Raw genomic sequence first — 24,815 nt, 5'->3', positions numbered from 1 at the left:
GATTGCAGAGAAACTCCGAGAACCACCATGAGCGATCCCCAAACGACAGACCTTACCTTCGGCCCAACCCCGGGCAGCCGTCCCAGGAAACGGGAATGGGCGATCGGAGGCTTCAGCTGGCTTCTGACGAAACACATGTTTCTGGCGGTGACGGCCACCATTGGGGTGCTGACGTCGGGATCGTTCATTTACATGTACGTCCTCTATCTGACGCACCCCGACGCGGTCCTCGAGCCGGTCACCCTGGTCGAGCTCCTGGTTATGGCCGCAGTGCTCACCGTCAGCCTCATCATCGCTGCGATCATCGGCGGTCGCCTCAGCCACCGGATCGTGAACGCACTGGTGCTCATCCGCGATGCCGCAAAGGCGATCGCGATGGGAAATTTCTCCACCCGCGTGCCCGTTCGATCAAGACGACTGGGGGAGGTCGACGATGTGATCGACCATTTCAACCGGATGGCTGAACTGCTGGAGAACGCAGAGAAGGAGTTGCAGTACCAGAACAACGCCATTGCCCATGAGCTGCGAACGCCGCTGACGGTGCTGCGGGGCCGCCTGCAGGGAATGCGCGACGGCGTCTTCAAGCCAACCACTGAGCTTTACGATGGCTTGATCGGTCAGATCGATCACCTGACCGGCATCGTCGAGGACCTCCGCATCCTGGCGCTCTCGAATGTAGGGCGGCTGGAGCTCCGGTTGGAGCCAGGCGACATGGGCGAAGAGGTCGAGACCGCCGTAGCCGCGATGCTCGGCGAGTTCGAGAAGGCCGGGATGCCGGTATCGCTCAACCTCAGTCGGGCGCCGATGATGCTTGATCGCGGCAAAGTGCGACAGGCCTTGCTTGCGATCATGCACAATGCCACCCGCTATGCGTCCGGAAGCCGGCTCTCCATCGTGGCGAAGATGAGAGGTTCGGAGGCAATCTTCCAATGCCAGGATTCCGGCCCTGGTATGTCCGACGTCGACATCGAGCACGCTTTTGATCGGTTCTGGCGCGCGGATGACTCCCGATCCCGGGCGAGCGGCGGCAGCGGTCTCGGCCTGTCGGTGGTTCGCGCGATCGCCGAGGCCCATGGAGGTTCGGCCAGCGCGAAGCGAAACGAGTTCGGCGGCATGACCTTCGAAATCGCCTTGCCGACAGACTGCGGGAGCAGAGGCTCGCAAAGCGTACTCTCTCCATGAAAACCGGATGAACTCTGCGTGGAACCTGCAAGCAGATGAGGCAAACCGATCGCATTGAACGGGCCGGACCGGTCCGCGACAATAAAGGAAACGATCGATGACACTCAACTTCAAGACGGCCGCGCTTGCTCTCAACGTTGCCGCAGCCGCTTCGACCGCACAGGCCGCTGATTTCAACAATTCGGGCGTCGACTTTGCCAATGTGGATCGTTGGACGGGGGCCTATGCGGGCGGCCACATCGGCACCGGCTCCTCGAACCAGAAGGGCAGCAAGAACAAGATCAACGGCGGCGTCCAGGTCGGCTACAATCAACAGTTCGGCGATTTCGTGGTCGGTGGTGAGATCGAGGCGGCGCGCGCCGGCGGCTTACAGTACCAGGTTGGCAAAGGCGGCGCCTTGCAGCAGACCTGGAGCGGTACGGCCAGGGCCAAGGCGGGCTACGCACTCGACAACGTGTTGCTTTACGGCACGGTGGGCGTCACCACCGCCCGCTTCGAGGGCAAGGGCACCGTAACCTCACGCGATCGCTGGCACACGGGCTGGACCTATGGTGCGGGCGCAGAGATGGGATTTACCGAAAACATCTCCGGCAAGGTCGAATATACCCAGACCCGCTTCAACGGCGTGGACTCCACGATCGGTGGCGTGAAGGGCTCGAACAATCTGGTCAATCACGCGATCAAGACGGGCCTGAACTTCCGCTTCTGATCTCGACACGCCCGGTTCTACTGTCCCCCTAGCACCGGTCGGGCGAGCAGCAACACTTCACCAACCGGCGGCGCCTCGGCAGGCGCAGACTTCCTCGCTTCGGGTATTCCGCGGTTCCGTACAGGGCGCACGGCTCTTTATCCGCTGCGCTCCACACTGGGGAGTTGCAAGATGTAGTCACTGGAACAGGCCGATCAACGCCCTGCCGTTGGCCGCCGCCAGCCGGGCATTGTCGCGGTCGTTCACCCGCCCCCGGGGACCACTGGAGAGTGAAATCTCCAGCGCCTCGGGCGGGACGGGACGAACGCCCGCCTAAGTCACGCGAGAAAATCGAGCTCGCGCCCAGCCCGGATCGGGTGAGTTACTCCTCGATGTCGACCTTGTCGAAGCGATGCGAGCCCAGAGGCTCCATCACGTAGTTCTTCACCTTTTTCGACATCGGCAGCACGACGGTGGAATGTGCGATCGGAACCCAGGGCGCCTGATCGCTGATGATCGCCTGGGCCTCTTCGTAGAGCTTCGTCCGCTCGCCCTGGTCCGAGCTGGCGCGGGCCTTCTGGAAGATCTCATCCAGCGGCTTGTAGCACCAGTTGGCATTGTTGCTGCCACCGACGCCTGAGCAGCTGAAGAAGTAGCTGAGCAGGTTGTCGGGGTCGCCATTGTCGCTCGTGCCGCCGAGGATGATGGCGCCGTCGCGCGCTTTGTCCCGCGACTTCTTGAGGTATTCGCCCCATTCGTAGGAGACGATCTCGACACCGATGCCGACCTTGGCAAGATCCGCCTGCATCAGTTCCGCGGCGCGGCGGGCATTCGGCATATAGGGGCGGCTGACGGGCATTGCCCAGATCTTCATCTTCAGATCCTTGACGCCGGCCTCGTCGAGAACCTTCTTGGCCGCTTCGGGATCGTAGCCATAGCCCTCGATCCCGCCGTTATAGCCCCACATCGTCGGCGGCAGGACGCTCTTGGCCATCTGGCCCATGCCCTGATAGACGGACTCGACGATCGCCTTGCGGTCGATCGCCATGTTGATGGCGCGGCGCACCTCCAGCTTGTCGAATGGCGCCACCAGGGTGTTCATCGCCAGATAGGAAACGTTGAGGCCCGGTTGCTCCATGACGTTGAGGTCCGGATTTGCCTTTAGCTTGGCGATATCGGCCGGTGCCGGATACGGAGCGATGTGGCATTCGCCCGCCTGAAGCTTCTGCATGCGGGTGGTCGGGTCGGTGGTGATCGCGAAGATGAGATTGTCGATCTTCGGCGCGCCATCCCAATAGTCGGCATTGGCGGCAAAACGGATCGCCGCGTCCTGCTGGTAATCGACAAAGCGGAACGGTCCGGTGCCGACCGGCTTGCGATCGAGGTCCTCGCGCCGCCCGTCTGCCGCCAGCTTGTCGGCATATTCCTTCGACACGATCGAGCCGAAGTTCAGCGCGAGCTTCGACGGCAGTGACGCATCCGGCTGGTTCAGTACGAACTTGACGGTCCTGTCATCGACCTTGACGATCTCCTTGATCGCCGCCGGCATCTCCATCGCGTTGAACATTTCCCAGTTCGCGCCGGCGAAATAGCTATGCCACGGATCGTCCTTGTCCATCTGGCGGTTGAAGGTGAAGAGCACGTCGTCTGCATTGAAATCACGCGTCGGCGTGAAATCGTCCGTCGTCTGGAACTTCACGCCCGCGCGCAGTTTCAACGTGTATTCGAGATTGTCGGCGGAAATGGTCCAGCTTTCGGCAAGGCCCGGGACGACATTGGTGGTGCCGGGCTCGAATTCTGTGAGGCGGTCATAGACCGTCTCGGCCGACGCGTCCCAGGTGCTGTTAGCCGAGTACAGTGCCGCGTCGAAGCCCTCCGGCGCGCCTTCCGAGCAATAGACGAGCGTCTTTGCCATGGCCGGCGTCAGCGCGGCGCCTGAAAGCATGGTGGCAGCGAAGAGCGTTACAAGGGTGTTGCGCGTCCGCGCGAATTTCACGTTCATTGGTCTGTCCTCCCTAAAGGAATGGAATGCGAGTGCCGGCGGATGGCGCCGGAAGGATCATTCGGCCCTGCCGGCCGTGGTGCCGAGCCCGCGGCCGGGGGTCCAGACCGGATCCGGCGTGGTCCAGAGCACGTCGTTGCGGATCAGCTTCACCAGTTCGCTCGCCTGAAGATCGAGGAAACGCTCGCCCTTTGCAGCCGTTGCGCTGCGCGGATCGCCCCAGGTACCGGTAACCGGCGCGCGCTCGGAGAAGGAATAGAAGCGCGACACGTCCGCCGGGACGTCGACCGGGTGCTGCTGGTTACCGAAAGCCTGACCGAACATCTCGGTCTTTACCGCGTCCGGCACGATCGCCAGCATGACAGAGGCCTCACCTTCGCAGGCATGGTGGGCGCCGGTGTCGACTTCGAAGATCTTTGATGCCTCCTCCGTCGCGAGCATCCACGGCGTCGTCGCGACGATCGGCATGGCGAACTCGACCGCCAGTTCGCGCACGGCGACCGCCAGCGGATCCATGTTGCCGCCGTGACCATTGACAATGAACAGGCGCTGGAAGCCGAGCGTCTTCAGCGATCGGACGATGCAGCGGAGGACGCGGCTCAGCGTATCGTAATCGAGCGTGATCGTGCCGCCGAAGGGCAGGTGATGTTCGCTCATGCCAGTCCACAAACCCGGAAGGACGGCGACCGGAATGTCATCGGCCACCAGCCGGGCAGCGCGGATCGCGGCTGCCGATGCGCTCGCGGTGTCGGTGATGACGGGCAGGTGCGGGCCGTGCTGCTCCAGCGAGCCGATCGGCAGGATTGCAAGCGCCCCCGGTTTGCCCGCAATTTCGCGCAGGCTCGGCGCGGTCATGCGCGCCCATTCAACTTCCTTGGTCATGTCAGGCCTCTTTCATGTCATCAAAGCAAATTCTGTTCGCCGCCTCGCCGGCGACACGCGCCGTCTGGCGTCCGCGGGCATCGACCCGCAGGGTCACCGCGCGCCCATCCGATTGCCGCAGGCTGACGAAAGGCGTCGAGCAGCGTTGGGTCAGTCAATCTCATCTCCGGCAAGCGGCGGGATCGCGAAAAGGCGGTCCCGATTGGCAAGCGCCGCCCGATGGCGGCGGCTACAAATTTGCACAGTCGGAAATATCAATCAAATTATTTTTCCTATAAGAAAATTATATTTCTCAAACTATCGGAATTGCGCATCAAATGGCACAGGCCGCACCGCGCCGTTCCGGCGGTTGGGCCGGCGGGCGCGGATCTGGCGTGTCGTCTGCGCTTTCACGTCTGCGCCAGGTGACACCTGACATGGCGGGCGCTCTCGCTCAGGCGCCGCAGCACCTGGCCCGCCTCGCAGCCGCCGCCGATCCGGTCGCACCTCTGCTTGTAGAAGCAGCCGTCCGGCAGATGGCGGTTGTTGGGAAGCTCGCCCGCACGCACCTGCGCAATATCCGGCAGCGGGCTTTCGAAGCTCGGCGCCGCCGCCAGAAGCGTCTGCGTGTAGGGATGGCGGGGATTGCGCAACACTTCGTCGGCCGGGCCGGATTCGACGATCTGGCCGAGATACATCACCGCGACGTCGTCGCAGAAATGGCGCACCAGCGCGACGTCGTGCGAAATCAGGAGATAGGTGAGCCCGCGCTCCCGCTGCAGCTTCAAGAGCAGATTGATGATCTGCGCCTGCACCGAGACGTCGAGCGCCGATGTCGGCTCGTCCAGCACCAGCAGCTCCGGGTCCGTGCTGATCGCGCGGGCAATGGCGATGCGCTGGCGCTGGCCGCCTGAAAACTCGTGCGGCAGGCGATCGAGGTGTTCCGGACGGAGCCCGACGGCGACGGCCAGTTCCTCGGCCTTCTCATGCAGTTCGGCCCTGCTGTGCCCACCGCGAATGTGCAGCGGCTCGCTGATCAGCCGCCAAACCGGCAGGCGCCGGTCGAGCGAGGATTGCGGATCCTGAAAGACGATCTGCATCTTCTGCCGCAAGGCGCGCTTTTGTTTGCCCTGAGCCTTCTGAAAATCCTCGCCGTCGATCGCCACCCTGCCCTGTTCAAAAGGCGCAAGCCCGATGATCGCCTGGGCGAGCGTGCTCTTGCCGCAGCCTGACTCGCCGACGATGCCGAGGCTCTTGCCGGCGCCGACCTCAAGGGTCACGCCATTGACCGCATGCACATAAGACGTGGGCCGCCCCAACCAGTTGCGGGAGGCCGGGAAGCGGACATGAAGGTCGGAAACCTCGAGCACCGGCCGCGCTATCGTACCAACGCCTTCGGTCATTGCCTGCCTCCCTGCTCTACGAGTTCGGTCGCCGCACCGCGACGCCAGCAGGCGACCTGCTGGCCGCTGGCCCCCACCAGTTGCGGAGACTGGGTTCGACATTGTTCGACTGCTTCCTTGCATCGCGGCTGGAAGTAGCAACCCGCCGGTGGGTGGAGAAGGTTCGGCACAGCACCAGGGATCGCTTCGAGTTCCTGCTTCGGCGCGACCCGCTCCGGCAGGCAGCGCAACAGCGCCTGGGTATAGGGATGCTGCGGCGTTTCAAGGACCGTCCGCGTCGCGCCGTGCTCGACGATCCGCCCGGCATACATCACGTAGAGCCGATCGCAGAGCTGCGAGACGACGGCGACATTGTGCGAGATGAAGATGACTGACGTGCCTGTCCGGCGCGCCCGGTTCTGGATCAACCGCAGGATCACCGCCTGCACGGTAACATCGAGTGCAGTCGTCGGTTCGTCGGCGATGATCAGGCCGGGGTTGCAGGAAAACGCCATGGCGATCAGCACCCGCTGCCGCATGCCGCCGGAGAGTTCGAACGGATAGAGGTTCATGACCCGCTCTGGTTCGCCGATCAGCATGTCGGCAAGAATGTCCCGCGCCACGCGCCTTGCCTCGGCGAGACCTATTTCCTCGTGGCGCATGATGACGTCGGTCAGCTGCTTGCCGATACGGATCGTCGGGTTCAGCGCGTTCATCGGTTCCTGGAAGATGGTCGAGACCACCTTGCCGCGCAGGTCCTGCAACTGATTGTCGTCCATGGAAAGCGTGCTGTGGCCAAAGAGCCTGACGGTGCCACCGGTGATGCGGTAGCGTCCCTTGGGCAGGAGCCCCGTTGCCGCCATCGTCGTCACCGACTTGCCGCAGCCGGATTCGCCGACAATACCGACAATCTCGGCCTTGCCGACGCTGATCGTGACATCGTCGAGCGCTTTGACGGCGCCGCTGAAGGTTGGAAACTCCAGCGAGAGATTGTTGATGGCCAGCGCCTGGCCGCGTGGTTCTGCCGTTCCCATCGTCATCATCTGCCCCTCAAGCGCGGGTCGAGCATATCGCGTATGCCGTCGCCGACGAGATTGCACCCCATGGCCGTGATCAGGATCGCCAGGCCCGGGAAGGTCGCGTACCACCATTGGTCGAGCATGTAGCTGCGGCCGCTGCTGACGAGCGCGCCCCATTCGGCGGTCGGCGGCTGCGCGCCGAGGCCGATGAAGCTGAGGGCGGCTGCAATCAGCACGACGCCGCCGAGATCGAGGGTCGCCTGGACGATGATCGGCGACATGGCGTTTGGCAGGATATGCCAGCGCAGGATGTAGAACGGCGAGGCGCCAAAGGTGCGCGACGCCTTGACGAAGACCTGCTCGCGCAACGACAGCGTCTGGCCGCGGGCGAGGCGCACATAGGCGGGGATGCGTACGATCGCGACCGCCAGCATCGAATTGAACAGGCTTGGGCCAAGAGCCGCGGCCAGCGCCATGGCGAGCACCAGCGCCGGCAGGGCCAGCACGACATCCATCAGCCGCATGATGGCGGTATCGACCCGACCGCCGACGACGCCCGAGAAGCAGCCGATCAGCACCCCGACCGACATCGAGATCAGGACGATCATGAAGGCGGCGCCGCAGGAAGCCCTTGCCCCAAAGATCACGCGCGAGAACAGGTCGCGGCCGACCTCGTCGGTGCCGAACCAGTGCGCCGCACTCGGTGGCAACAGGCGCGCCGTCAGCGACACCTTGTCCGGATTGTAGGGCGCGATCACGGGTGCGGCGACGATCATCACGAGGACAAGCAGGATGATCGCGACGCCGACCAACGTCAGCGGGCTGCGGCGGCTGAGGTACCAGAAATAGCGCAGCCGCTCGGAAAAGGACTTGGTCCTGCGCATTGCTGCATTCGACGCGGCAGGCTCTGTCGGCATGACGGCGGACATGATCAGACCTCCCTGATCTGCGGGTCGGCGAGCATGTAGGCGAGATCGACCAGGAGGTTGATCAGCACGTAGCCGATGGATGCGACGATGGTGAAACCCATGATGGCGGGGAAATCGAGGGTCTGGATCGAGGTCACAACATAGGTGCCCATGCCCGGCCAGGCGAAGATCGTCTCCGTCAGCACCGCGCCATAGAGCAGATCGCCGAGCGCCAGCCCGAGCAGCGTGATCGACGGGATGAGCGCGTTTCTGAGCGCATAGTTGAAGATGATCATGCCCTTGCGCAGGCCACTGGCGCGTGCTGTCCGGATGTAATCTTCCTGCAGCACGTCGAGCATCGAGGCGCGGATCTGGCGCGTGATCACGCCCATATTGGCAAAGGCGAGCACGAAGCCCGGCAGGATGATGTGGTAAAGGGCGCTGCGGAATGCGTCGAAACGGCCCTGCAGCAGCGAGTCGATCAGCAGGAAGCCTGTGATGCGCTCGGGTGTCGCAATACCCATGGCCAGGCGCCCGCTGCCGGGCAGGATCTGGAATTTCGCATAGAAGACGTAGATCAGGATTAGGCCGAACCAGAAGACTGGCATCGAGATGCCGCAGACCGAGACCGTTCGTGCCACCTGATCAATTGGACCATCCTTGTAGACGGCCGAGAGCACACCAAGCGGCACGCCGAGACAGATCGCGATGAAAAGCGCGACCACGCCGAGCTCCAGCGTCGCCGGCAGGAAGGTGCGGATATCGGCCGCGACGGGGCGATTGGTCCTGAGCGACGTGCCGAGATCGCCCTGAAGCAGATTGCCGATATAGATGGTGAATTGTTCGACGACCGGCCGGTCGAGACCGAGATTGCGCCTGACATTTTCAAGCGTCTCGGCGCTTGCCCTGTCGCCCGCGATCATGCGCGCCGGATCACCGGGAATGAGATGCGAGATCGTGAAGGTGATGACCGCGACCCCCAGCACGACGAAAAGCAAGAGGATCAGACGCGGAAGAATGATGCGGGTGATTGCCATGGACGTCAGCCCTTCCGGCAGGGGAACCCCGGCCTAGCTTGGGAAACGAAGAACCCTGCCGCCACGGCCAGGGGCCGGCGGCAGGCGTTCCGTGGAATGCGGTCGGCCAAGCGAAGCTTGACCGTTCCTCCTCACTCCGTCTTCGACATCGTTCCGAAGTTGTAGACCTGGATCAGCATCGGATTGTAGACATAGCCCTTCACCGCGGCGCGGCGGGCGAAGATGTCGTTCTTCTCCATGATGTAGAGATACGGCGCGTCGTCAGTCGAAAGCTTCTGCGCCTCGATGTAGAGAGCCTTGCGCTTTGCTTCGTCGACGATCGAAGCTGCCTCTTGGACGAGACCCGTCACCTTGCTGTTGTTGTAGAAGGAACGGTTGCCCGGACCGCCCATCTTACCGGCGTCGAACCAGTAGTTCATGAACATGTAGGGGTCGGCGAAATCAGGCGTCCAGGCGCCGGGCGCCATGTCGAACTTGCCGTTGGCGACCAACTCGCGCTTCGTCGTGTCGGCGACCGCCTGCAGATCGAGCTTGACGCCGATTTCTGCGAGAGAGGCTTGCAGCGCCAGACCGACCGGTTCCCAGGCAGGATCGGCCTGAGAGAAGGTATAGGTCAAATGGATGTCGCCCTTGCCGGATTCGGCAAGCAACGCCTTGGCCTTCTCGATGTCGTAGCTGTACTGGAAACCCTGCGGATCATGGCCCCACATGCCGCTCGGCACGGCGCCGCGCATCTGCTTGGCCTGACCGAGCATGATGCCGTCGATGATGCCCTGGTAGTCGACCGCATAGGAGATCGCCTGACGCACCTTGGCGTCGTCGAGCGGCGGCTGGCGATTGTTCATGTAGATGTAGTTCACATACATGCTCGGATTGCTCTCGACGACGACGGAGGCATCCTTCTGCAGCGCTTCGGCCTGATCGAGCGGGATCTGTTCGATGATGTCGGCATCGCCGTTGGTCAGTTGAAGGCGACGCGCCGACACGTCGCCGACGATGCGGAGCACGACCTGTTTCAGCGCCGGCTTGGCGCCTGCATAATGTTCGTTGCTGTCGAGCACGATGCTCTGGTTGCGCTCCCAGGAAGCGATGCGATAGGGACCGCTGCCGGCCGTATGCTCGGCGAGCCAGGCCTTCGCCATGTCGCCGTCCTTCTCATGCTCCATGACCTTGGGATTGATGATCGCAGCGCCGGAGACGGCAAGCGTTGAAATGAACGGCGCAAACGGCGCGGTCAGGTGAAACTTTACGGTTTGCGGGTCGACGACCTCGACCTCCTTCAAGACCGGGAACGCGTCGGAGGGGCCAGCCTTCAGCTTCATCAGCCGGTCGAAGCTGAACTTGACGGCCGCGGCATCGACCGGCGAGCCGTCATCAAACTTGTGGCCGGCCGCAATCTTGAAGGTCCAGACGAGACCGGCATCGTCGGCAGTCCAGCTTTCGGCGAGTTCCGGCCCGACTTCCGTCGAGGCGCCCTTGTAGGCGACGAGCCTTTCATAGGCGGCATAAGTGAGCGTGTAGCCGCTGTTGCTGATCTCAATGCCTGGATCGGCTGTCGGCGGATCTTCCGCGCGCGCCAGCACCAGCACGTCCTGCGCAGCAATCGCGCCGGAAAGCGGCGTCGATGCCAGAAGCAATGCAATGCCGATCGATTTCCACTTGGAACCGTTCATCTCGTCGTCCTCCCCAGAACCGCGGCGTGCGATGCCCTCCCGGCACCCACCGCAGTCCTAGACTAGGAAACGATTTTCCTAAGTGCAATATTTTTTCTTATCGTATTTGTTTTTTAGTTTCGATCAGTTTTTGAGCTTGATCGTCTGCGCGTTTGCCAGCGTGGAGACCAATTCGGTTTCCGGGGTCGAGCAAACGCATAATATCTGCGCCGGCTCCTCGCTGACGCTCAAATAGGCGTGTCCCATCATGGCGTCGAAGTAGCAGGAATCACCCTTCTTCAGCCGAAGGGGCGCGTAGATCTCGGTGTGAAGTTCCAATTCACCGTCGAGGACGTAGAAGAATTCCTCGCCCTTGTGGCGGATCAGCGGTCCGAACTCCTCGAGCGTGCGCGCCCGCGCCATCGCCAGGATCGGGACCATCGATTTCTTGGAAATCTCCGTGCAAACATAGAGATAGTCGTAGTTCTGCGTGACGATCTCCCGCCCGTCGCCGGATTTGGTATAGGTGCGCCGCCCCATCATGTTGGGGACGTCTTCCGCGCCCGTCATGGTCCCGAAAAGCTCGACGATGTCGACCTTCAGGCCCTGGGCAAGCTGGATCAAGCGGTCGTAGGTGAGCTGCATCTGGTTGTTCTCGACCTTGGAAAGGGTCGAGACCGCAAGCCCGGTCATGGAGCTGACTTCGGCCAAGGTCCAGCGGTTGCGGTTGCGAATATCCTTGAGGATCTCGCCGAGGCTGGATTTCGCGTCGGTCATCGTTGGCGTCTCCATTTGCCTGCCGCCATCGAAGTGCTCGCCGGTTCTCGCCCGCCCGCAACACAGAATCCGATTGGCATGATAGGAAAACCATTTCCTATAATACGTGGCCGAAAGCAACATCGTGTTGACGGCAATCCCTGCCCCACAACCACTTGCAGCGTTTCGAAGCCCGCCTAATCCGCAAACGGGTTGGCGACCCTTGGCCAATAGGGGCGCTTCAGCTTGGTGAAAGCCAGATCCTCGAAAGTCGGCTGCAAGGCGCCTGGCGCACTGACGTAAAGAATGTCACGCGCGATCGGTTCGAAGCCGGCACGGAAGTGGTTGCTGGATTTCACCACGACGATTTTCTTCTGCGCCGGGTCAAGCCCCAATGCCGTCATGCATTCCGGATGGAAGGTCTGGGTGCGAACGGTGTTGAGCACGATGTCGATGCTGCCGGCAGAAACCCACACGGCATCGCCGATGGCAAGCGGCGTCGGCCCGAAGCGCTGGGTGATGCCGGACGCGACGCGCCTGACCGTCACCGTCAGGTCGAGCGGGTCGCCGGATGCAGGCCCGACCTTTCCGCCGATCCTCAGTGCCAAAGTGGCCCCTTCCCCCGCCTCGCGGCACATGCGAACCGCAATCGGATCCCAATAGAGGCAGGAGGCCACGTCTTCGATGCCGCGCTCGATGATACGACGCAGGATGAAGGTCGAGTCTCCAGGCGCGCCTCCGCCGGCATTGTCCGAAACATCGGCAAGCACGATCGGACCGCTTGTCGCGGCAACGGCCCGGTCCAGCGCCGCGTCGATCCCGAGATAGTCTCCCCGCATCTGTTCACGCGCCTCGAATATCTCGCGAGCGAAGGACCGGGCGACACGCACGGCTTTTTCCGGATCGTTGTCGGTCACAACAAGCATCTTGGCACCGACATCCTCGACATCGCCCCAGGGGAAGCCGTGACCGAAGGAGACCGAGAGCACACCGTCCTGCCCTTCCATCGCCTTCATGCGGTCAACGATGCCACGCAAGGGCGCGCGATGCGGGTGGAAGGTGTTGATCATGCGGCAATCATGCATGCCCATGGCCGGCTTCACATCGCCCGCAAGTGTGCGCTCCATCAACCGGAACAGTTGTTCCGCAACCTCTTCGATGTCGGTGTGCGGATATTCCTTGTAGGTGGCGATCATGGTCGCATTGGCCAGCATGCGTTCGGTGATATGGCAGTGCAGGTCGAGTTCGGCTGCGACCGGCACATCCGGCCCGACCACCTGCCGGACATGCGCAAGCAGATCGCCTTCGACATCGTCGTAGCCGTCGGCCACACAGGCTCCGTGCAGAGCAAGCATCACGGCGTCAACGGGCATCGCGGCCTTGAGATCGTCGAGAATGGTGGCGCGGAAACTCTCATAGACCGCTCGCGTCGTCCTGCCGCCGGGCTCGGCCACGGCGCACAAGCTCTCCACCACATCCCAGCCTTTTTCTTGCGCGGCATTGCGCCAGACGAACATTTGCGAAGAGCAGCAGTTGAGCGGCTTGCCGGTGGCATCGCCATAGGCGATCAGGTTCTCTCGGAAGGCCTCGATGCCGGTCTGCATGGGCGAAAAGGTGTTGGTCTCCGTATCCAGCCCCGCGATGAAAAGTTTCATTTTCGCCTCTCGCCTATCAAGAAAGATATTTTCTAATCATAAAACTATGTTTATCGTCGGAAAGTCAAATGCATTATCCGCGCCCTTGCGCGGCTGACCGGGGAGGCAGGAATGCGCATCTATATTTCCGCTGACATCGAAGGGATCGTCGGGGTCGTGAGCCGCGACCAGTTGATGCCCGAAGGTTTCGAGTACGAGAACGCCCGGCGCTGGATGACGGACACCGTGGTTCACGCCTGCGAAGCTGCGTACGAGGAAGGCGTCGAGGAGGTCATCCTCAGCGATTCCCATGGAAATGGCGAGAGCATCCTGATCGACCGCCTGCCCGACTACGTACAGGTCGTGCGCAGCTGGCCGCGGCCGCTGATGATGATGCAGGGCGTCGAACTCGGTTCCTTCGTCGGCGCGATGCTTCTCGGCTACCATGCCGGCGCAAGCCACAAGGGCGGCGTGCTGTCGCACACGATCGGCGGCACCGCCTTTGCCGAAGTGCGGATCAACGGCACCGTCATGCCGGAGGCCGGCATCAACGCCGCCATCGCCGGACATTTTGGCGTACCGGTGCTGCTCGCATCCGGTGACAACGTTGCCCTCGACGAAATCAAGGAGCGGATCGGCGACATCGTGACGGTGCCGGTCAAGCAAGTCTACAGCACGCAATCGGCGATCACATTGACGCCCGCCGTCGCCCATCGCCGCATCCGCGAGGGCGTCAAGAAGGCATTGTCGAGGGCCGGTTCGGCAAAGCCGTTCAAGTTGGAGAACCCCGTCCTTGAGATCGTCTTCCGCAACCGCCTTCCGGCCGAATATCTTTCCTATCTCAAGGGCGTCGAACGCACCGACGGGTACACGATCCGCTACCCGGGCGACGACATGGTCGACGTCTCGCGTTTCATCCAATTCGTGGTCGGCTACAATTCCCGCCTCACCTTCTGACGAGCATTTCCGCGGAACCAATCCATGACCACCTCTATCGTCCTCGGCGCCGGCATGGTCGGCGTCTCCACAGCGCTAGCTTTGCAGGAAACCGGGCACCAGGTGGTGCTTATCGACCGCAAGGCACCGGGCCGGGAAACCAGCTACGGCAATGCCGGCATCATCCAGACCGAGGCCGTCGAACCCTATGCTTTTCCTCGCTCGCTTGCCGAGATCGTCAGGGTCGGATTGAAGCGCGGCAACGATACGGACTGGCGGCTCGGCGACATGCCGCGGCTGGCCGGACCGCTCTGGCGCTATTTCACGCAATCGGCGCCGGCGACTTATGCGAGAGCCGTCGCGGCCTACTCGAAGCTGGCGCTGCGGGCGAGCGGCGATCATGCGCGCTTCATCGAACCCGCCAATGCCGGCGACCTGATCGTTCGCGAGGGCTGGCGCGCGGTCTACCGTTCGCCAGGAAAGCTCGATGCGGCTGTCGCGACCGCCGAGCGTCTGAAACGGGAATACGGTGTGCCGTCGGACGTGCTTACCTCCGACGAGCTTGCGGCAAGCGAGCCTGCGCTCAAAAGCCGGCTGGCGGGCGCAGTCCATTGGACCTCACCCTGGACCTGCCGTGATCCGGGCGACCTGGTCTCGCGCTACGCCGCGCTCTTCGTCGCCCGCGGCGGCAAGGTCGCCCAGGGCGATGCCATGTCCCTGCAGCAGACCGGCGCGGGCTGGCGGGTCCTGTCGGAGCGTGGCAATCTCACGGCTGAAAACGCGGTCGTCGCCCTGGGGCCGTGGTCGCCGATGCTTTTGGCGCGGTTTGGCTATCGTGTCCCCATGGTGTTCAAGCGCGGCTACCACTGGCACTTTGGCGGCAAGGAAGGCCCACGCATTTCGATGCTGGACATCGACAGCTCCGCCTTGATCGCCCCGATGAACGCGGGGTGGCGGGTTTTGACCGGCGCGCACCTGGCGCCGCTCGGCACCGCCCCGGCATCCCGACAGATACGACACGCCGTCAACGCCGCACGAACGCTCTTTGCACTCCGCGACCCCATCGAAGCAGCGCCATGGTCGGGTACCCGTCCCTGCATGCCCGACATGCTTCCCGTCGTCGGGCCCAGTCGTCACAAGGGCCTGTGGTTCCATTTCGGCCATGGGCACCAGGGCTTCACCCTGGGGCCGACGACAGCACTTCTCCTGGCCGAGCAGGTTGCCGGGAATCGCAACAATCCGCTGGCCCTGCCCCTGTTGCCGTCGAGCCGAGACTGGGCATAGCCGAACGTCAGGGCCCGGTCATTGGCGCACGGTCGAAAATGTGCGGTCGGCCAGCCGCGGCAGCATGAGCCGGAAGGCGACGCTGCGGGCGCTTTGGAACAGGATCAGCGCGATCCACAGTCCGTCATTGCCGAAGACCGGCTGCAGGATCGCCCAGGCGGCAAAGTAGATCACCAGCGAGGCGACCATCAGATTTCGCATCTGCCGCGACCAGGTGGCGCCGATATAGACGCCATCCATCTGGAAGGCGACGATACCGAAGATCGGAAGGGCGGCGACATAGGGCAGGTACGCGTGTGCGAGTGCTGACACGCTTTCCGACGGGGCGGTGATGCCGATCACCCAGTCGCCGGCCACAAAGAGACAGAACGCGACGAGCCCGGCAAAGACGAAGCCCCATACCGTGGTCAAACCAACAGCACGGTCGAACGCCGGCCGGTAGCGCGCGCCGACGGCTCGTCCGGCCAGTTGCTCCGCCGCCGTTGCCACCCCGTCGAGAAAGGCGACGCCGAAGAAATAGAAGCGCAGCAGGATCGTATTGGCCGCAAGGACTTCGATGCCGAGCATGCCGCTTTGGCGGGTGAAGAAGGAAAGCCCGATCAGAAGCGCGAAGGAGCGGATCATCATGTCGCCATTGACCGAAAAGGCGCGACGGAACGCCGTCAGATCCGGCAGGTTCCACGCGCTCCGGTCGGTCTTTGCCCAGATGAGGTAGAGCCCCGCCAGTGCCGTGACGGCCTCGGCAACGAGAGAGGCGGCAGCAACGCCCGCCACACCCCAGCCGAGACCGAGGACCCAGTGCACGCTCAAGCCGGCGTTCAGCGCATTGAGCAAGGTTTGCAGGATCATGCCCCAGAGCGCATCGCCACGCCCGATGATCCAGCCGAAAACCACGAAATTGAAGAGGACGAAGGGCGCCGACCAGACCCGCCAGGCGAAATAGGTGGCGGCCGCTTCGGCGACCTTGCCTTCCGCGCCCATGGCGGCAAGGCCAAGCGCGCCGATCGGCTTTTGAAGCAAAAGCAGTGCCAGCCCCGCCACGATCGCGATGATGAGGCCGCTTGCGAGCATGCGCTGCTCTTCACGCCGGTCACCGGCGCCGAGCGCCTGGGCCGTAAAGCCCGTGGTCGCCCCGCGCAGGAAGTTGAAGGTGACGAAGATGACGTCGAAGATGACGGTCGAAAGCGCCACGCCGCCGATCAGGGTCTCGTCGCGCAACTGGCCGATGACGCCGGTTGCGACGAGCCCGACAAGCGGGCTCGACAGATAGGCGATCATCATCGGCAACGCGATGCGAAGCACGTCGCGATGCGCGATGTCGAAGGGACGGACCGTGACCGCAGCGTGATCGGAAGCGTGTTTCACTCAATCCAGCCGGTGTGGTTCGCCGAGCGTATGCATCAGCCGATTGGCCCAGCCGAAGATTGCAACCGCGTGGATAAGGTCGAGGATCTGCAGGTCGTCGAGGCCGATCTCGCGCAGGTGGTAGAACTGGTAGGCGCCGACATTGTCGGGATGCGCCGTCAGGTCGACGCCGAAATTGAACAGCGCCTGCTCGAATTCCGGCAGGTTCGCGTCAAGGCCGCTGCCATAGATCTCGTCGACCACCTCCGGCCGCTTTTCGAGCTGGATGTAGCGCGCCGCATGAACCGAGGCGCAATAGATGCAGCGGTTGACGAAGGATGCGGCAAGCGCGCCGATCTCCCGGCCACCGCGCGACAGCCCGCCCTCGCTATACATGATGTCGTTGAAGAGCGGCGTGCGCTCCTTCAGGGTTTCCGGCTCGTTGGCGAGAACCAGCACATAGTCCGAAATCTTCCTGTTGGACGGCGTGATCTTCAGCGCGTCGAGCTGTTCGGGTGTGGCGGTCTCGACATCGACCGGCTTGACATAGGGCTTCCAGTCGAGCGCTTCGACGGTGAATTCGTGCACGGCTTGCGACATCTCAGTTGTCCCTCAGCATCTTGAGGCCGGCCGTAACCAGCACCTGATAGTTCACGAAGGCGATCAGGCCGGCGAGCGTGACGATGTCCCGGTCGTCGAGACCTGCGGCGGCGAGCTTTTCGATGTTGGTGCGCGTCGCCTCCTTCGGCGAAAGCGTGACGAGATCGACATGGGCGAGGATCGCCTGAAGGCGGGGGTCTTCGATGCCGTTGCCAGGATCGGCAATCGACGCCAACGCGGAGCCCTCGTCCTCGCGTTCGAGCAGCGCCCGGAAATGCGCGGAGAGCTCCTGCGACTTCCAGAGTGCCGCCATGCGCGCAGCAAGGGCTGCTCGGAGCGCATAGGAGAAGTTGCGCGGATCGGCAGGGCGAAGGGCAGCCTGATAGCTCGTCTGGCTCAACTGCTTCAGCTTCGCCCGCTGTTCGCGCAGCGCCTGCAGGTCGGGAAAGCGATCGAGCCCGAGCACCGTGTCAATTACGTCAGTTGTCGATGGAGAGGTCATTGGTTTTCCTGTCATCTGAAACGCGGGAGGGTCAGGCCGTCTTCTGCGCCGGCGTCGGCGCGTCGGCATCCAACCATTCGGTCCCGTCGAGCTCCGGCTTTTCGTAGGCGATTAGCGCTTCCCAATGGTAGTCGACGTCCCGAATGAAGAGCGAGGCCGCGACCCCGCGCGCCAACCAGAGCGCACCCTCGCTGATGGCCGGAATGTCGCCGCTGACCTTGCCGACGCTGACGGAGGCGCCGTAGTTGAAGCAGTGGATGTCCTTCAGCCAGGGGGCTGTTCCCGGCTCCTTCTCGGTGAAGGAGAAGTCTCCGTTCAGCCAGGGGAAGCGCCCGAGCCCGGGGTTCTCTTCGCCCGGTGGCGGCGCGTAGCGGTCATCCCAGCAGGCGATCTGGTCCTGATAGGGGGCAAGCTCGCTGCGGCTCAGCGGATCGATCGAGAACCCAGTGCCGAGGATGACGAAGTCGGTGCGGAAGATGCGCCCGCCGGTGGTGGTGATAACGACCTCGCCGCCCTCTTCCCTCATCGACCGGATGCCGCAGTCGAAGTGGAAGTGAGCGTTCGGGTGCCGGCTGACGCGCAGCGTCGAATTGTGCGGCGCCGGCGTCTGCTGCTTGGCCGCATAATCCATCAGCCGCCAACGCCATTCCGGCGAGATCTCGGCAAAGCCTGCGGTCACACCATAAGAGCCGATACCCATCAGTTTGTTGACCGTCGGCATTTCCTTGCGGCGGGCGAGAAGCCGCACCTCCCCTGCCCCTTGCTCCAACGCCTCGGCAGCATTGTCGACCGCCGAAGCACCGACACCGATGACGACGACCCGCTTGCCCTTCAGGCGATCGAAGTCGATCTCGTCGGCCGAGTGCGCCCAGGACTTGTGCCGCTCAATGTTCTTGACGAAGTCCGGAATGGTCGGCTCGCCGAGCCCATCGCGGCCCGTCGCCATCACCAGCTTGCGGGTGATGATCGCAGGTTTTGCGCCGCCGGCGATTTCAAGTTCCAGCAGTCCATCGGGGCGCGGCACGACGCGGGTGACGTGGGTGTCGTTTTCGACCGGAATGTCCATGACATCGCGATACCAGCGCAGGTAATCCATCCACATCGGCCGCGGGATGCGAAACAGCTCCTCCCATTCCGCTTCACCATGAAGCGCCGTGAACCAGGCGCGGAAGCTGAGTGACGCAACGCCCAGTGCCGGGCCGAGAAGGATCTTCGGCGAGCGCAGCGTCTCCATGCGCGCATAGGTGACCCAAGGGCCCTCGAAACCCTTCGGCGCGCGGTCGACGATGCGCAGATTGGCAATACCGGCACGCGTCAAGGCATGCCAGGCAACGAGCCCGCACATGCCGCCGCCGATCACGACCACATCGCTGACGTCATCGCCCGCCGCAGTCGTCACCGGCTTCGACCAGTTGGCCGGCGGATAGTTGAGGTAGCTCAGGTCCTGCCTTACCCGCGCATTGAGCGCGGCCAGCCGTTGCTGCTTTTGATTGTCGGTCATCCCCGATCTCCCTTCACTTCGCCAGCAGAACGGCATCGCGGTCGCGCCACCCCACCCAGACGTCGTCCCCTTCGATATGCGAAAGCGCCACCGGATCGATCTGCGCCTCGAGCGTGCTACCGTTGTCGAGCTTGACGGTCAGCGACGTGTGAGCCCCCTTGAAGACGCGCTGATCGATGCGCCCTTTGAGCGACGGCCGGTCTTCCGGCTTGCGCGACAGGCAGAAAACCGCCTCCGGTCGCAGCGCTACGGTGGCATGGTCTCCCGGTATCGGCGAGGTGCCGTTCACATCCGCATGCACGATGTTGCCGCGCCACTCGACGGCAGCGATCTCGCCGGAGACCGAAGCAACGGTGCCTTCGAGGAAATTGCTCTGGCCGATAAAGTTTGCAACGAAGCGGCTGCGTGGCCGGGCGTAGAGCTCGTCCGGTCCTCCCATCTGCTCGATCCTGCCCTTGTTCATCACGACGATGACGTCGGACATGGTGAGCGCTTCCTCCTGGTCGTGGGTGACGAAGATGAAGGTCTTGCCGGTCTTCTTTTGGATCGACTTCAGCTCGATCTGCATCTGCTGGCGCAGCTTCGCGTCGAGCGCCGACAGCGGCTCGTCGAGGAGCAGCACGTTCGGATCCGGAGCCAGCGCCCGCATCAGCGCCACGCGCTGGCGCTGTCCGCCGGAAAGCTGTGCCGGCATGCGTTCGGCGTGGTCCTGCAGGGAGACGAGGGCGAGGAGATCGCTGACCCGTTTGTGGATCGCGGCGCTCTCCATGCCCTTCAATTCCAGGCCGAAGGCGATGTTGCGGCCGACCGTCAAATGCGGAAAGAGCGCGTAGTCCTGGAAGACGATGTTGACGTTGCGCTTGTTCGGCGGCAGGTGCGAGATCGGCTTGCCCTCGAGGTAGATTTCCCCCGACGTCGGGCTGTCGAAGCCACCGAGCATGCGCAGCGTCGTCGACTTGCCGCAGCCGGATGGGCCAAGCAGCGTGACGAACTGGCCGGGCGCGATCGCAAGATCGAGATCATCGACGGCGGTCAGCGCCCCATAGGACTTGTTGACGTTCTTGAAATGGACGACAGGCTGCATTTGCGTCAGCTCCTCGATCGGCGGGTGAAATGCTCGGCATAAAGGCCGATGGCGGTGGTGACGACGAGCACGATGGTCGCCATGGCGTTGATTTCCGGCGACATACCACCTTGCACCTTGGCGAAGATCAGCATGGGCAGGGTCGGCTGGTAGCCGCCGAGGAAGAAGGTGCGGACGAAGTCGTCGATGCTGGTCAACACGCAGAAGATCATGCCGCCGAAGAGCGCCGGCATCAGATAGGGGATGGTGACGCGCAGGAAGGCGATGAAGGGATCGGCGCCGAGATCGCGCGCCGCATCCACCAGATTGGCCGGCATCGACCGCAGCCGGGTCAGAACCATGATGACGACGAAGGGCACGGCATGAACCGTATGCGCAAGGATGATCGCGAAGGTTCCGGTCGGAATGTCGACGGCGCGGATGAAGATGCGCATCGAGATCGCGTTGATCAGCCCCGGCACCACGGCCGGAAGACAGGCGAGCGCGAAGATCACTGCCTTGCCCCAGATGTTTTCCGCCGAAACGAGAAGTGCGATCCAGACGCCGATGATCGTCGCCGAAACGGTGGTCGCGAGCGCAATGCCGATCGAATAGAGCGAGGCTTCGAGGAACTGCTTGTCCTGGATCACCTTGCCGTACCAGGACAGCGTCCAGTTGCCGATCGGGAAGGCGATAAAGTTCGCGTCCTTGAAGCTCATCGCCGTCATCAGCGCCAGCGGCAGGACCAGATAGACGGCAAAGATCCAGTAGGAAGCACCGAGCGCGGTTTTCGGAAGGTCGTTGAAATAGGTTCGCATCGTTCGCCCTCACATCAGCCGGACGGAGCGACCGCCGACGACCCGCATGAAGAGCCCGACGGTCGTCAAGGACACGACAAGCATGATCATCGAGAAGGCAGCACCTTCCGGCCATTTGTCGTTTGAGCCGTGAAACAGCGTCGCGATAACTTCAGGGAAAATCACTGAATTCGGGCCGCCAAGCAGCAGCGGTGCTGCGAAGACACCGACGGCGGTCAGATAGACGAGGCTGCACCCAGAGACGATGCCGTCCTTGGAGAGTGGCAGGATGACCCGGCGGAACCGCTGAAAGGGTCCGGCGCCGAGATCGGCTGCCGCTTGGATCAGCGGCGTCGGGATCTTCTCGATCGCCGAATAGAGCGGCAGGAGCATGTAGAGCGCCAGCAGATAGATGACGCCGAAGCTCAGCGAAAAGAAGGTGTAGAGCATCGGGATCGGCCGGTCGATGAAGCCGAATTCCCGCAAGAGCACGTTCAGCGCCCCGCGGTTGGCGAGCAGCATGATGACCGAGAAGGTGCGGATCAGCTCACCGGCCCAGAAGGGGATGAGCAGCAGCAACAGGGCCCGCATCCGGTTCTTCGGCTGCACAATCTTTGCGACGTAGTAGGCCACGGGATAGACGATCACCAGTGTCGAGATCGTGACCACGGCGGCAAAGATCAGGCTGCGGACAAAGGGCAGGAAATAGAGCCGATCGGAGAAGAACAGCGCGTAGTTGGCCAGCGTGTATTCGCTGCTCTTGTCCGGCTGCGGCGGATAGTTGGCAAGAAGGCTGATATTGGCCATCTGCAGGATCGGCCCGATATGCAACATAGCGATCCAGAAAAGCGGCACGCCTGCCAGCACGGCGAGACGCACGCGCCGGCTTTCGACGAGCAGGCCGATCGTATGGCGATAAAGCCCCGAACGTGCCGCCTTGCCGATCCATCCGGCATAGCGCGGCACCGTCGACAAACCGACGGATGGCGGTTGTGTTGTCGTATCCAGCATTGTCTTTGTTCCCGGCTCTGGAAGAGTCCATTTTATGACGGGCGACCGGCCTCAGCCGATCGCCCGGATTTTGATAGGTCAGGCCGACTTGATCTCGGCCGTTGCCTTGTCGATCATCTCGTTCTTCATGTCGCGGTTGACGGAGCTGAAGAACTGGATGCGTTCGACCTGCTCGGGCGGCAGCGACAGCGCGGCACGCTCCTTCTCGTCCAGCACCTTGTCGACGCCGTCGAAGGCCGACGAGAAGCCGGACTGGCGGGTCATCGCAGCACCAATCTCCGGCGACGACAGGATGGCGTCGAGGAAGGTGTAGGCCGCGTCCGCGTTCGGCGCGTTGTTGACGATGTTGAACGAATAGAGGAAGCCGAAGGTCCCTTCCTTCGGCACCGAGATCTCGATCGGATGGCCGTCCATGATGAGCTTGGCGGCCGGACCGGACCAGGCCTGCGCCAGGTAGATGTCCTCGTTGACCAACATCTGCTGCAGCTCGGAGCCGGCATCGTAGTACTTGCGCACCTTGTCCTTGTGCTGGATGAGGAAATCGCGGGCCTGGTTCGTTGCGGCCTGTGCGACTTCGGGCTTGTCACCATAGGTGACGTAGTCGCCGTCGTTGCCCTGGTAGCGCATGACGATCGAGAGGAAGTCGCTGACGATATAGGACGTCAGGTTCTTGTTCTCGTCATCGAACATGATCGCCCAGCTGTCGGAAGCCTTGGCGTATTCGGTGTTGCGCACCAGGCCCTCGAAGCCGGCAAGCAGCGGCACGCCGAAGGTCTTGCCGTCGACGGTCAGTTGCGGCGCGCCCTTGTAGGCGGCTGCAAGCTTGCCCCAGTTCTTCAGCCGCGTGGTGTCGAGCGACGAGAGCAGGTTCGATTTCATGAACTGCGACAGGCGATGGCCGGTCACGGTGACAATGTCGGTGGAAGGTGCAGCCCCTTCGGCGGTCAAAAGGTTGTACTGCTTTCCCTGGTCGTCGGTCAGCCGGATTCGCACCTCGATGCCGGTATCCTTCTGGAACTGATCGATGAAGGACTGCGGTACGAACTTGTCATAGGTCGTGATGTTGACGACCTTGCTCTGTGCGAAGGCCGGGCGGATGATCGAAGGCGCTGCGAGCACACCGGCGCCGGCCGCCAACAGCTTCATTGCCGATCGGCGGGTGACATCAAAATTGTTCATCTCGTTCTCCTCATTTTGGCAGGCTCAATTCTCGTGTGGGCGTTCAGAGCTTTTTGCTCCCCTTTATTTCGCCGCCGGGTTGTCCGGCAGCGCACCATTGCCGGCGTTCCTGCCGGCAAAGCTCCTTTCGGCGATACGCGCCATCTGCCTGGGATCATGCACTGTCAGATCCGGCATCCGCTCCGAAGCGATCCGCGCTATCCGTTGAATGAGTTCCCGAACGCCGGCCGAGAGCGGGCGCGAGCCGGCTGACAGGATCGCCCATAGGAAGGGGATCTCGACATCGAGAGGCCGAATGACGATGGGCGCCGATTGCAGACCGTAGGCCGTCGCCGGCTCGATGATCGCCACGCCAAGGCCGAGCGATGCGACCTGCACGGCGTTATTGGCCGCGTTGGTCGCGATAATGCGATTGGGCCGCACGCCGGCCGCATTGAGCACTTCATCAACGCTATGGCGCAGCCGAAACGGATTGGACATGGTGACCAGCGTGCGCCCGGCCAGATCGGCGATCGAGATCACGTCTTTCGCAGCCAGCGGATCGTGCGGCGCAACCGCGGCGACGCAGCGCCCTTCGAAAAAACCCTGAACGTCCAGGCCGGGCTGATCGGCCGGCAGCGACGTCACGCAGAAATCCGCCGTCCGCGCAAACACCGACTGCACGGCGGCCTCGGCCGGCATGCTGCGCAGATTGATCGTGTGGGGCAGCAGATGCTCCGGCAGTTCGGCAAGTGCGATCGGGATGATGCCGCTGGCAAAGGCCGGCGTTGCGGCGATCTCGATCGGCTCGGGTTCCTTGCCGGCGATTGCCTTGGCGCGATTGCGCAGGTGCCCGATGCCGCTGACGAAACGCTCGGCATCCTCATGGAAGGCAATGCCCTTGTCGGTCGGCGCGATCCTCGGGCCATTCCGCTCGAACAGCGCAAAGCCGAGCGACGTCTCCAGGTCCTGGATCAGGCGCGTCACCTGCGACTGCGAGCGGTCGAGCAGGCGGGCGGCACCTGTGATGCTGCCCGTCGACATAACGGCGAGAAAGGCCTCGAGATCGCGTACTTCCATCGGCTATCATGCGCTCCCTGCATGGTGGACGATCAATAGTGCATAAAACGCATTCTTAGTTCTAGTGACAAAAGACAATTTTTCTCGGGTGGGCTCGACCGGGCCGGATCAGGCCCGCTCTTGCGGCCTTACCAGTCCATGACGACCTTTCCGGAATTGCCGGAGCGCATGGCCTGAAAGCCGTCGCGGAACTCGTCGATCTTGATGCGGTGGGTGATGACGGGGGCAAGGTCGAGCCCGCCCTGCACGAAGGCGATCATCTTGTACCAGGTCTCGAACATCTCGCGGCCATAGATGCCCTTGAGGTTGAGCATCTTGAAGATCACCTTGTTCCAGTCGATCTCGAAGCCGGCCGGTGCGATGCCGAGGATGGCGATCTTGCCGCCATTGTTCATCTTGTCGATCATGTCGCGGAAGG

General features: G+C 62.7%; 22 protein-coding genes and 1 pseudogene. 4 read left to right on the top strand and 19 right to left on the bottom strand.

The window, feature by feature from the left end; translation table 11 throughout:
• Nucleotides 1–135 precede the first annotated feature (135 nt).
• Both IB272_RS31510 and IB272_RS31505 read left to right on the top strand, forming a co-directional pair.
• The gene (locus tag IB272_RS31510; RefSeq protein ID WP_060520892.1) at nt 136–1,182 is read left to right on the top strand and encodes an ATP-binding protein; all 1,047 of its coding nucleotides are present in this window, start codon (nt 136–138) and stop codon (nt 1,180–1,182) included.
• Between the two features lie 97 nt (nt 1,183–1,279).
• Complete coding sequence (locus tag IB272_RS31505) at nt 1,280–1,891, top strand: outer membrane protein (RefSeq protein WP_060520891.1); 612 nt, start codon at nt 1,280–1,282, stop codon at nt 1,889–1,891.
• Nucleotides 1,892–2,252: 361 nt separating this feature from the next.
• Here the strand turns inward: IB272_RS31505 and IB272_RS31500 are convergent, their stop codons facing one another.
• The 9 genes from IB272_RS31500 to IB272_RS31460 form a co-directional block, all read right to left on the bottom strand.
• Nucleotides 2,253–3,815, bottom strand: coding sequence for an ABC transporter substrate-binding protein (locus IB272_RS31500; RefSeq protein WP_060520901.1), 1,563 nt, complete (start codon nt 3,813–3,815; stop codon nt 2,253–2,255).
• Nucleotides 3,816–3,929: 114 nt separating this feature from the next.
• Nucleotides 3,930–4,754 carry a creatininase family protein gene (locus IB272_RS31495; protein ID WP_034801818.1) on the bottom strand — a complete coding sequence of 275 codons (825 nt, stop codon included), beginning with the start codon at nt 4,752–4,754 and terminating at the stop codon, nt 3,930–3,932.
• A 389-nt stretch (nt 4,755–5,143) separates the two neighbouring features.
• The gene (locus IB272_RS31490; protein ID WP_060644737.1) at nt 5,144–6,136 is read right to left on the bottom strand and encodes an oligopeptide/dipeptide ABC transporter ATP-binding protein; all 993 of its coding nucleotides are present in this window, start codon (nt 6,134–6,136) and stop codon (nt 5,144–5,146) included.
• On the bottom strand, nt 6,133–7,158 hold the full coding sequence (locus IB272_RS31485) for an ABC transporter ATP-binding protein (RefSeq protein ID WP_082584699.1): 1,026 nt from the start codon (nt 7,156–7,158) through the stop codon (nt 6,133–6,135). The genes IB272_RS31490 and IB272_RS31485 overlap by 4 nt, the downstream gene beginning before the upstream one ends.
• Complete coding sequence (gene ddpC, locus IB272_RS31480; protein ID WP_060520890.1) at nt 7,155–8,063, bottom strand: D,D-dipeptide ABC transporter permease; 909 nt, start codon at nt 8,061–8,063, stop codon at nt 7,155–7,157. Before ddpC ends, IB272_RS31485 begins: the two co-directional genes overlap by 4 nt.
• Before the next feature lie 2 nt (nt 8,064–8,065).
• Nucleotides 8,066–9,079, bottom strand: a complete 1,014-nt coding sequence (locus IB272_RS31475; protein ID WP_034801824.1) for an ABC transporter permease — start codon at nt 9,077–9,079, stop codon at nt 8,066–8,068.
• Nucleotides 9,080–9,210: 131 nt separating this feature from the next.
• Nucleotides 9,211–10,752, bottom strand: coding sequence for an ABC transporter substrate-binding protein (locus IB272_RS31470; protein ID WP_034801826.1), 1,542 nt, complete (start codon nt 10,750–10,752; stop codon nt 9,211–9,213).
• Nucleotides 10,753–10,875: 123 nt separating this feature from the next.
• On the bottom strand, nt 10,876–11,508 hold the full coding sequence (locus IB272_RS31465) for an XRE family transcriptional regulator (RefSeq protein WP_060584582.1): 633 nt from the start codon (nt 11,506–11,508) through the stop codon (nt 10,876–10,878).
• Nucleotides 11,509–11,684: 176 nt separating this feature from the next.
• Nucleotides 11,685–13,142, bottom strand: coding sequence for a M81 family metallopeptidase (locus IB272_RS31460; RefSeq protein WP_060584569.1), 1,458 nt, complete (start codon nt 13,140–13,142; stop codon nt 11,685–11,687).
• A gap of 111 nt (nt 13,143–13,253) precedes the next feature.
• On the opposite strand from IB272_RS31460, the gene IB272_RS31455 reads away from it, so the two are divergent.
• Nucleotides 13,254–14,078, top strand: a complete 825-nt coding sequence (locus IB272_RS31455) for a M55 family metallopeptidase (protein WP_060584571.1) — start codon at nt 13,254–13,256, stop codon at nt 14,076–14,078.
• Between the two features lie 24 nt (nt 14,079–14,102).
• Nucleotides 14,103–15,341 carry an FAD-dependent oxidoreductase gene (locus IB272_RS31450; protein WP_192445736.1) on the top strand — a complete coding sequence of 413 codons (1,239 nt, stop codon included), beginning with the start codon at nt 14,103–14,105 and terminating at the stop codon, nt 15,339–15,341.
• Between the two features lie 18 nt (nt 15,342–15,359).
• Here the strand turns inward: IB272_RS31450 and IB272_RS31445 are convergent, their stop codons facing one another.
• From IB272_RS31445 to tdh, 10 genes and pseudogenes are all read right to left on the bottom strand, one after another.
• Nucleotides 15,360–16,706 carry an MATE family efflux transporter gene (locus IB272_RS31445; RefSeq protein WP_255381128.1) on the bottom strand — a complete coding sequence of 449 codons (1,347 nt, stop codon included), beginning with the start codon at nt 16,704–16,706 and terminating at the stop codon, nt 15,360–15,362.
• The gene (locus tag IB272_RS31440) at nt 16,707–17,285 is read right to left on the bottom strand and encodes a peroxidase-related enzyme (protein WP_060609974.1); all 579 of its coding nucleotides are present in this window, start codon (nt 17,283–17,285) and stop codon (nt 16,707–16,709) included. It lies immediately after the preceding gene.
• Nucleotide 17,286: 1 nt separating this feature from the next.
• On the bottom strand, nt 17,287–17,787 hold the full coding sequence (locus tag IB272_RS31435; protein ID WP_060520885.1) for a hypothetical protein: 501 nt from the start codon (nt 17,785–17,787) through the stop codon (nt 17,287–17,289).
• 31 nt (nt 17,788–17,818) lie between these two features.
• Complete coding sequence (locus IB272_RS31430; RefSeq protein ID WP_192445735.1) at nt 17,819–19,288, bottom strand: NAD(P)/FAD-dependent oxidoreductase; 1,470 nt, start codon at nt 19,286–19,288, stop codon at nt 17,819–17,821.
• 13 nt (nt 19,289–19,301) lie between these two features.
• Nucleotides 19,302–20,372 (bottom strand): ABC transporter ATP-binding protein, encoded by a 1,071-nt coding sequence (locus tag IB272_RS31425; protein WP_090301919.1) that lies wholly within the window; start codon nt 20,370–20,372, stop codon nt 19,302–19,304.
• A gap of 5 nt (nt 20,373–20,377) precedes the next feature.
• Complete coding sequence (locus IB272_RS31420) at nt 20,378–21,169, bottom strand: ABC transporter permease (RefSeq protein WP_060584577.1); 792 nt, start codon at nt 21,167–21,169, stop codon at nt 20,378–20,380.
• Nucleotides 21,170–21,178: 9 nt separating this feature from the next.
• Complete coding sequence (locus IB272_RS31415; protein ID WP_051659597.1) at nt 21,179–22,159, bottom strand: ABC transporter permease; 981 nt, start codon at nt 22,157–22,159, stop codon at nt 21,179–21,181.
• 78 nt (nt 22,160–22,237) lie between these two features.
• Nucleotides 22,238–23,338 carry an extracellular solute-binding protein gene (locus tag IB272_RS31410; protein WP_051659598.1) on the bottom strand — a complete coding sequence of 367 codons (1,101 nt, stop codon included), beginning with the start codon at nt 23,336–23,338 and terminating at the stop codon, nt 22,238–22,240.
• Between the two features lie 63 nt (nt 23,339–23,401).
• Nucleotides 23,402–24,397, bottom strand: a complete 996-nt coding sequence (locus IB272_RS31405) for a LysR family transcriptional regulator (protein ID WP_192445734.1) — start codon at nt 24,395–24,397, stop codon at nt 23,402–23,404.
• Between the two features lie 128 nt (nt 24,398–24,525).
• Nucleotides 24,526–24,815 (bottom strand): annotated as a pseudogene (gene tdh, locus IB272_RS31400) (L-threonine 3-dehydrogenase); the annotation flags it as partial.

This window comes from Ensifer sp. ENS08, from assembly GCF_014852195.1.
GTDB classification, from domain to species: domain Bacteria; phylum Pseudomonadota; class Alphaproteobacteria; order Rhizobiales; family Rhizobiaceae; genus Ensifer; species Ensifer adhaerens.
Note: the sequence above shows the minus strand (reverse complement) of the source record. Positions and strands in the feature narration are given on the sequence as shown.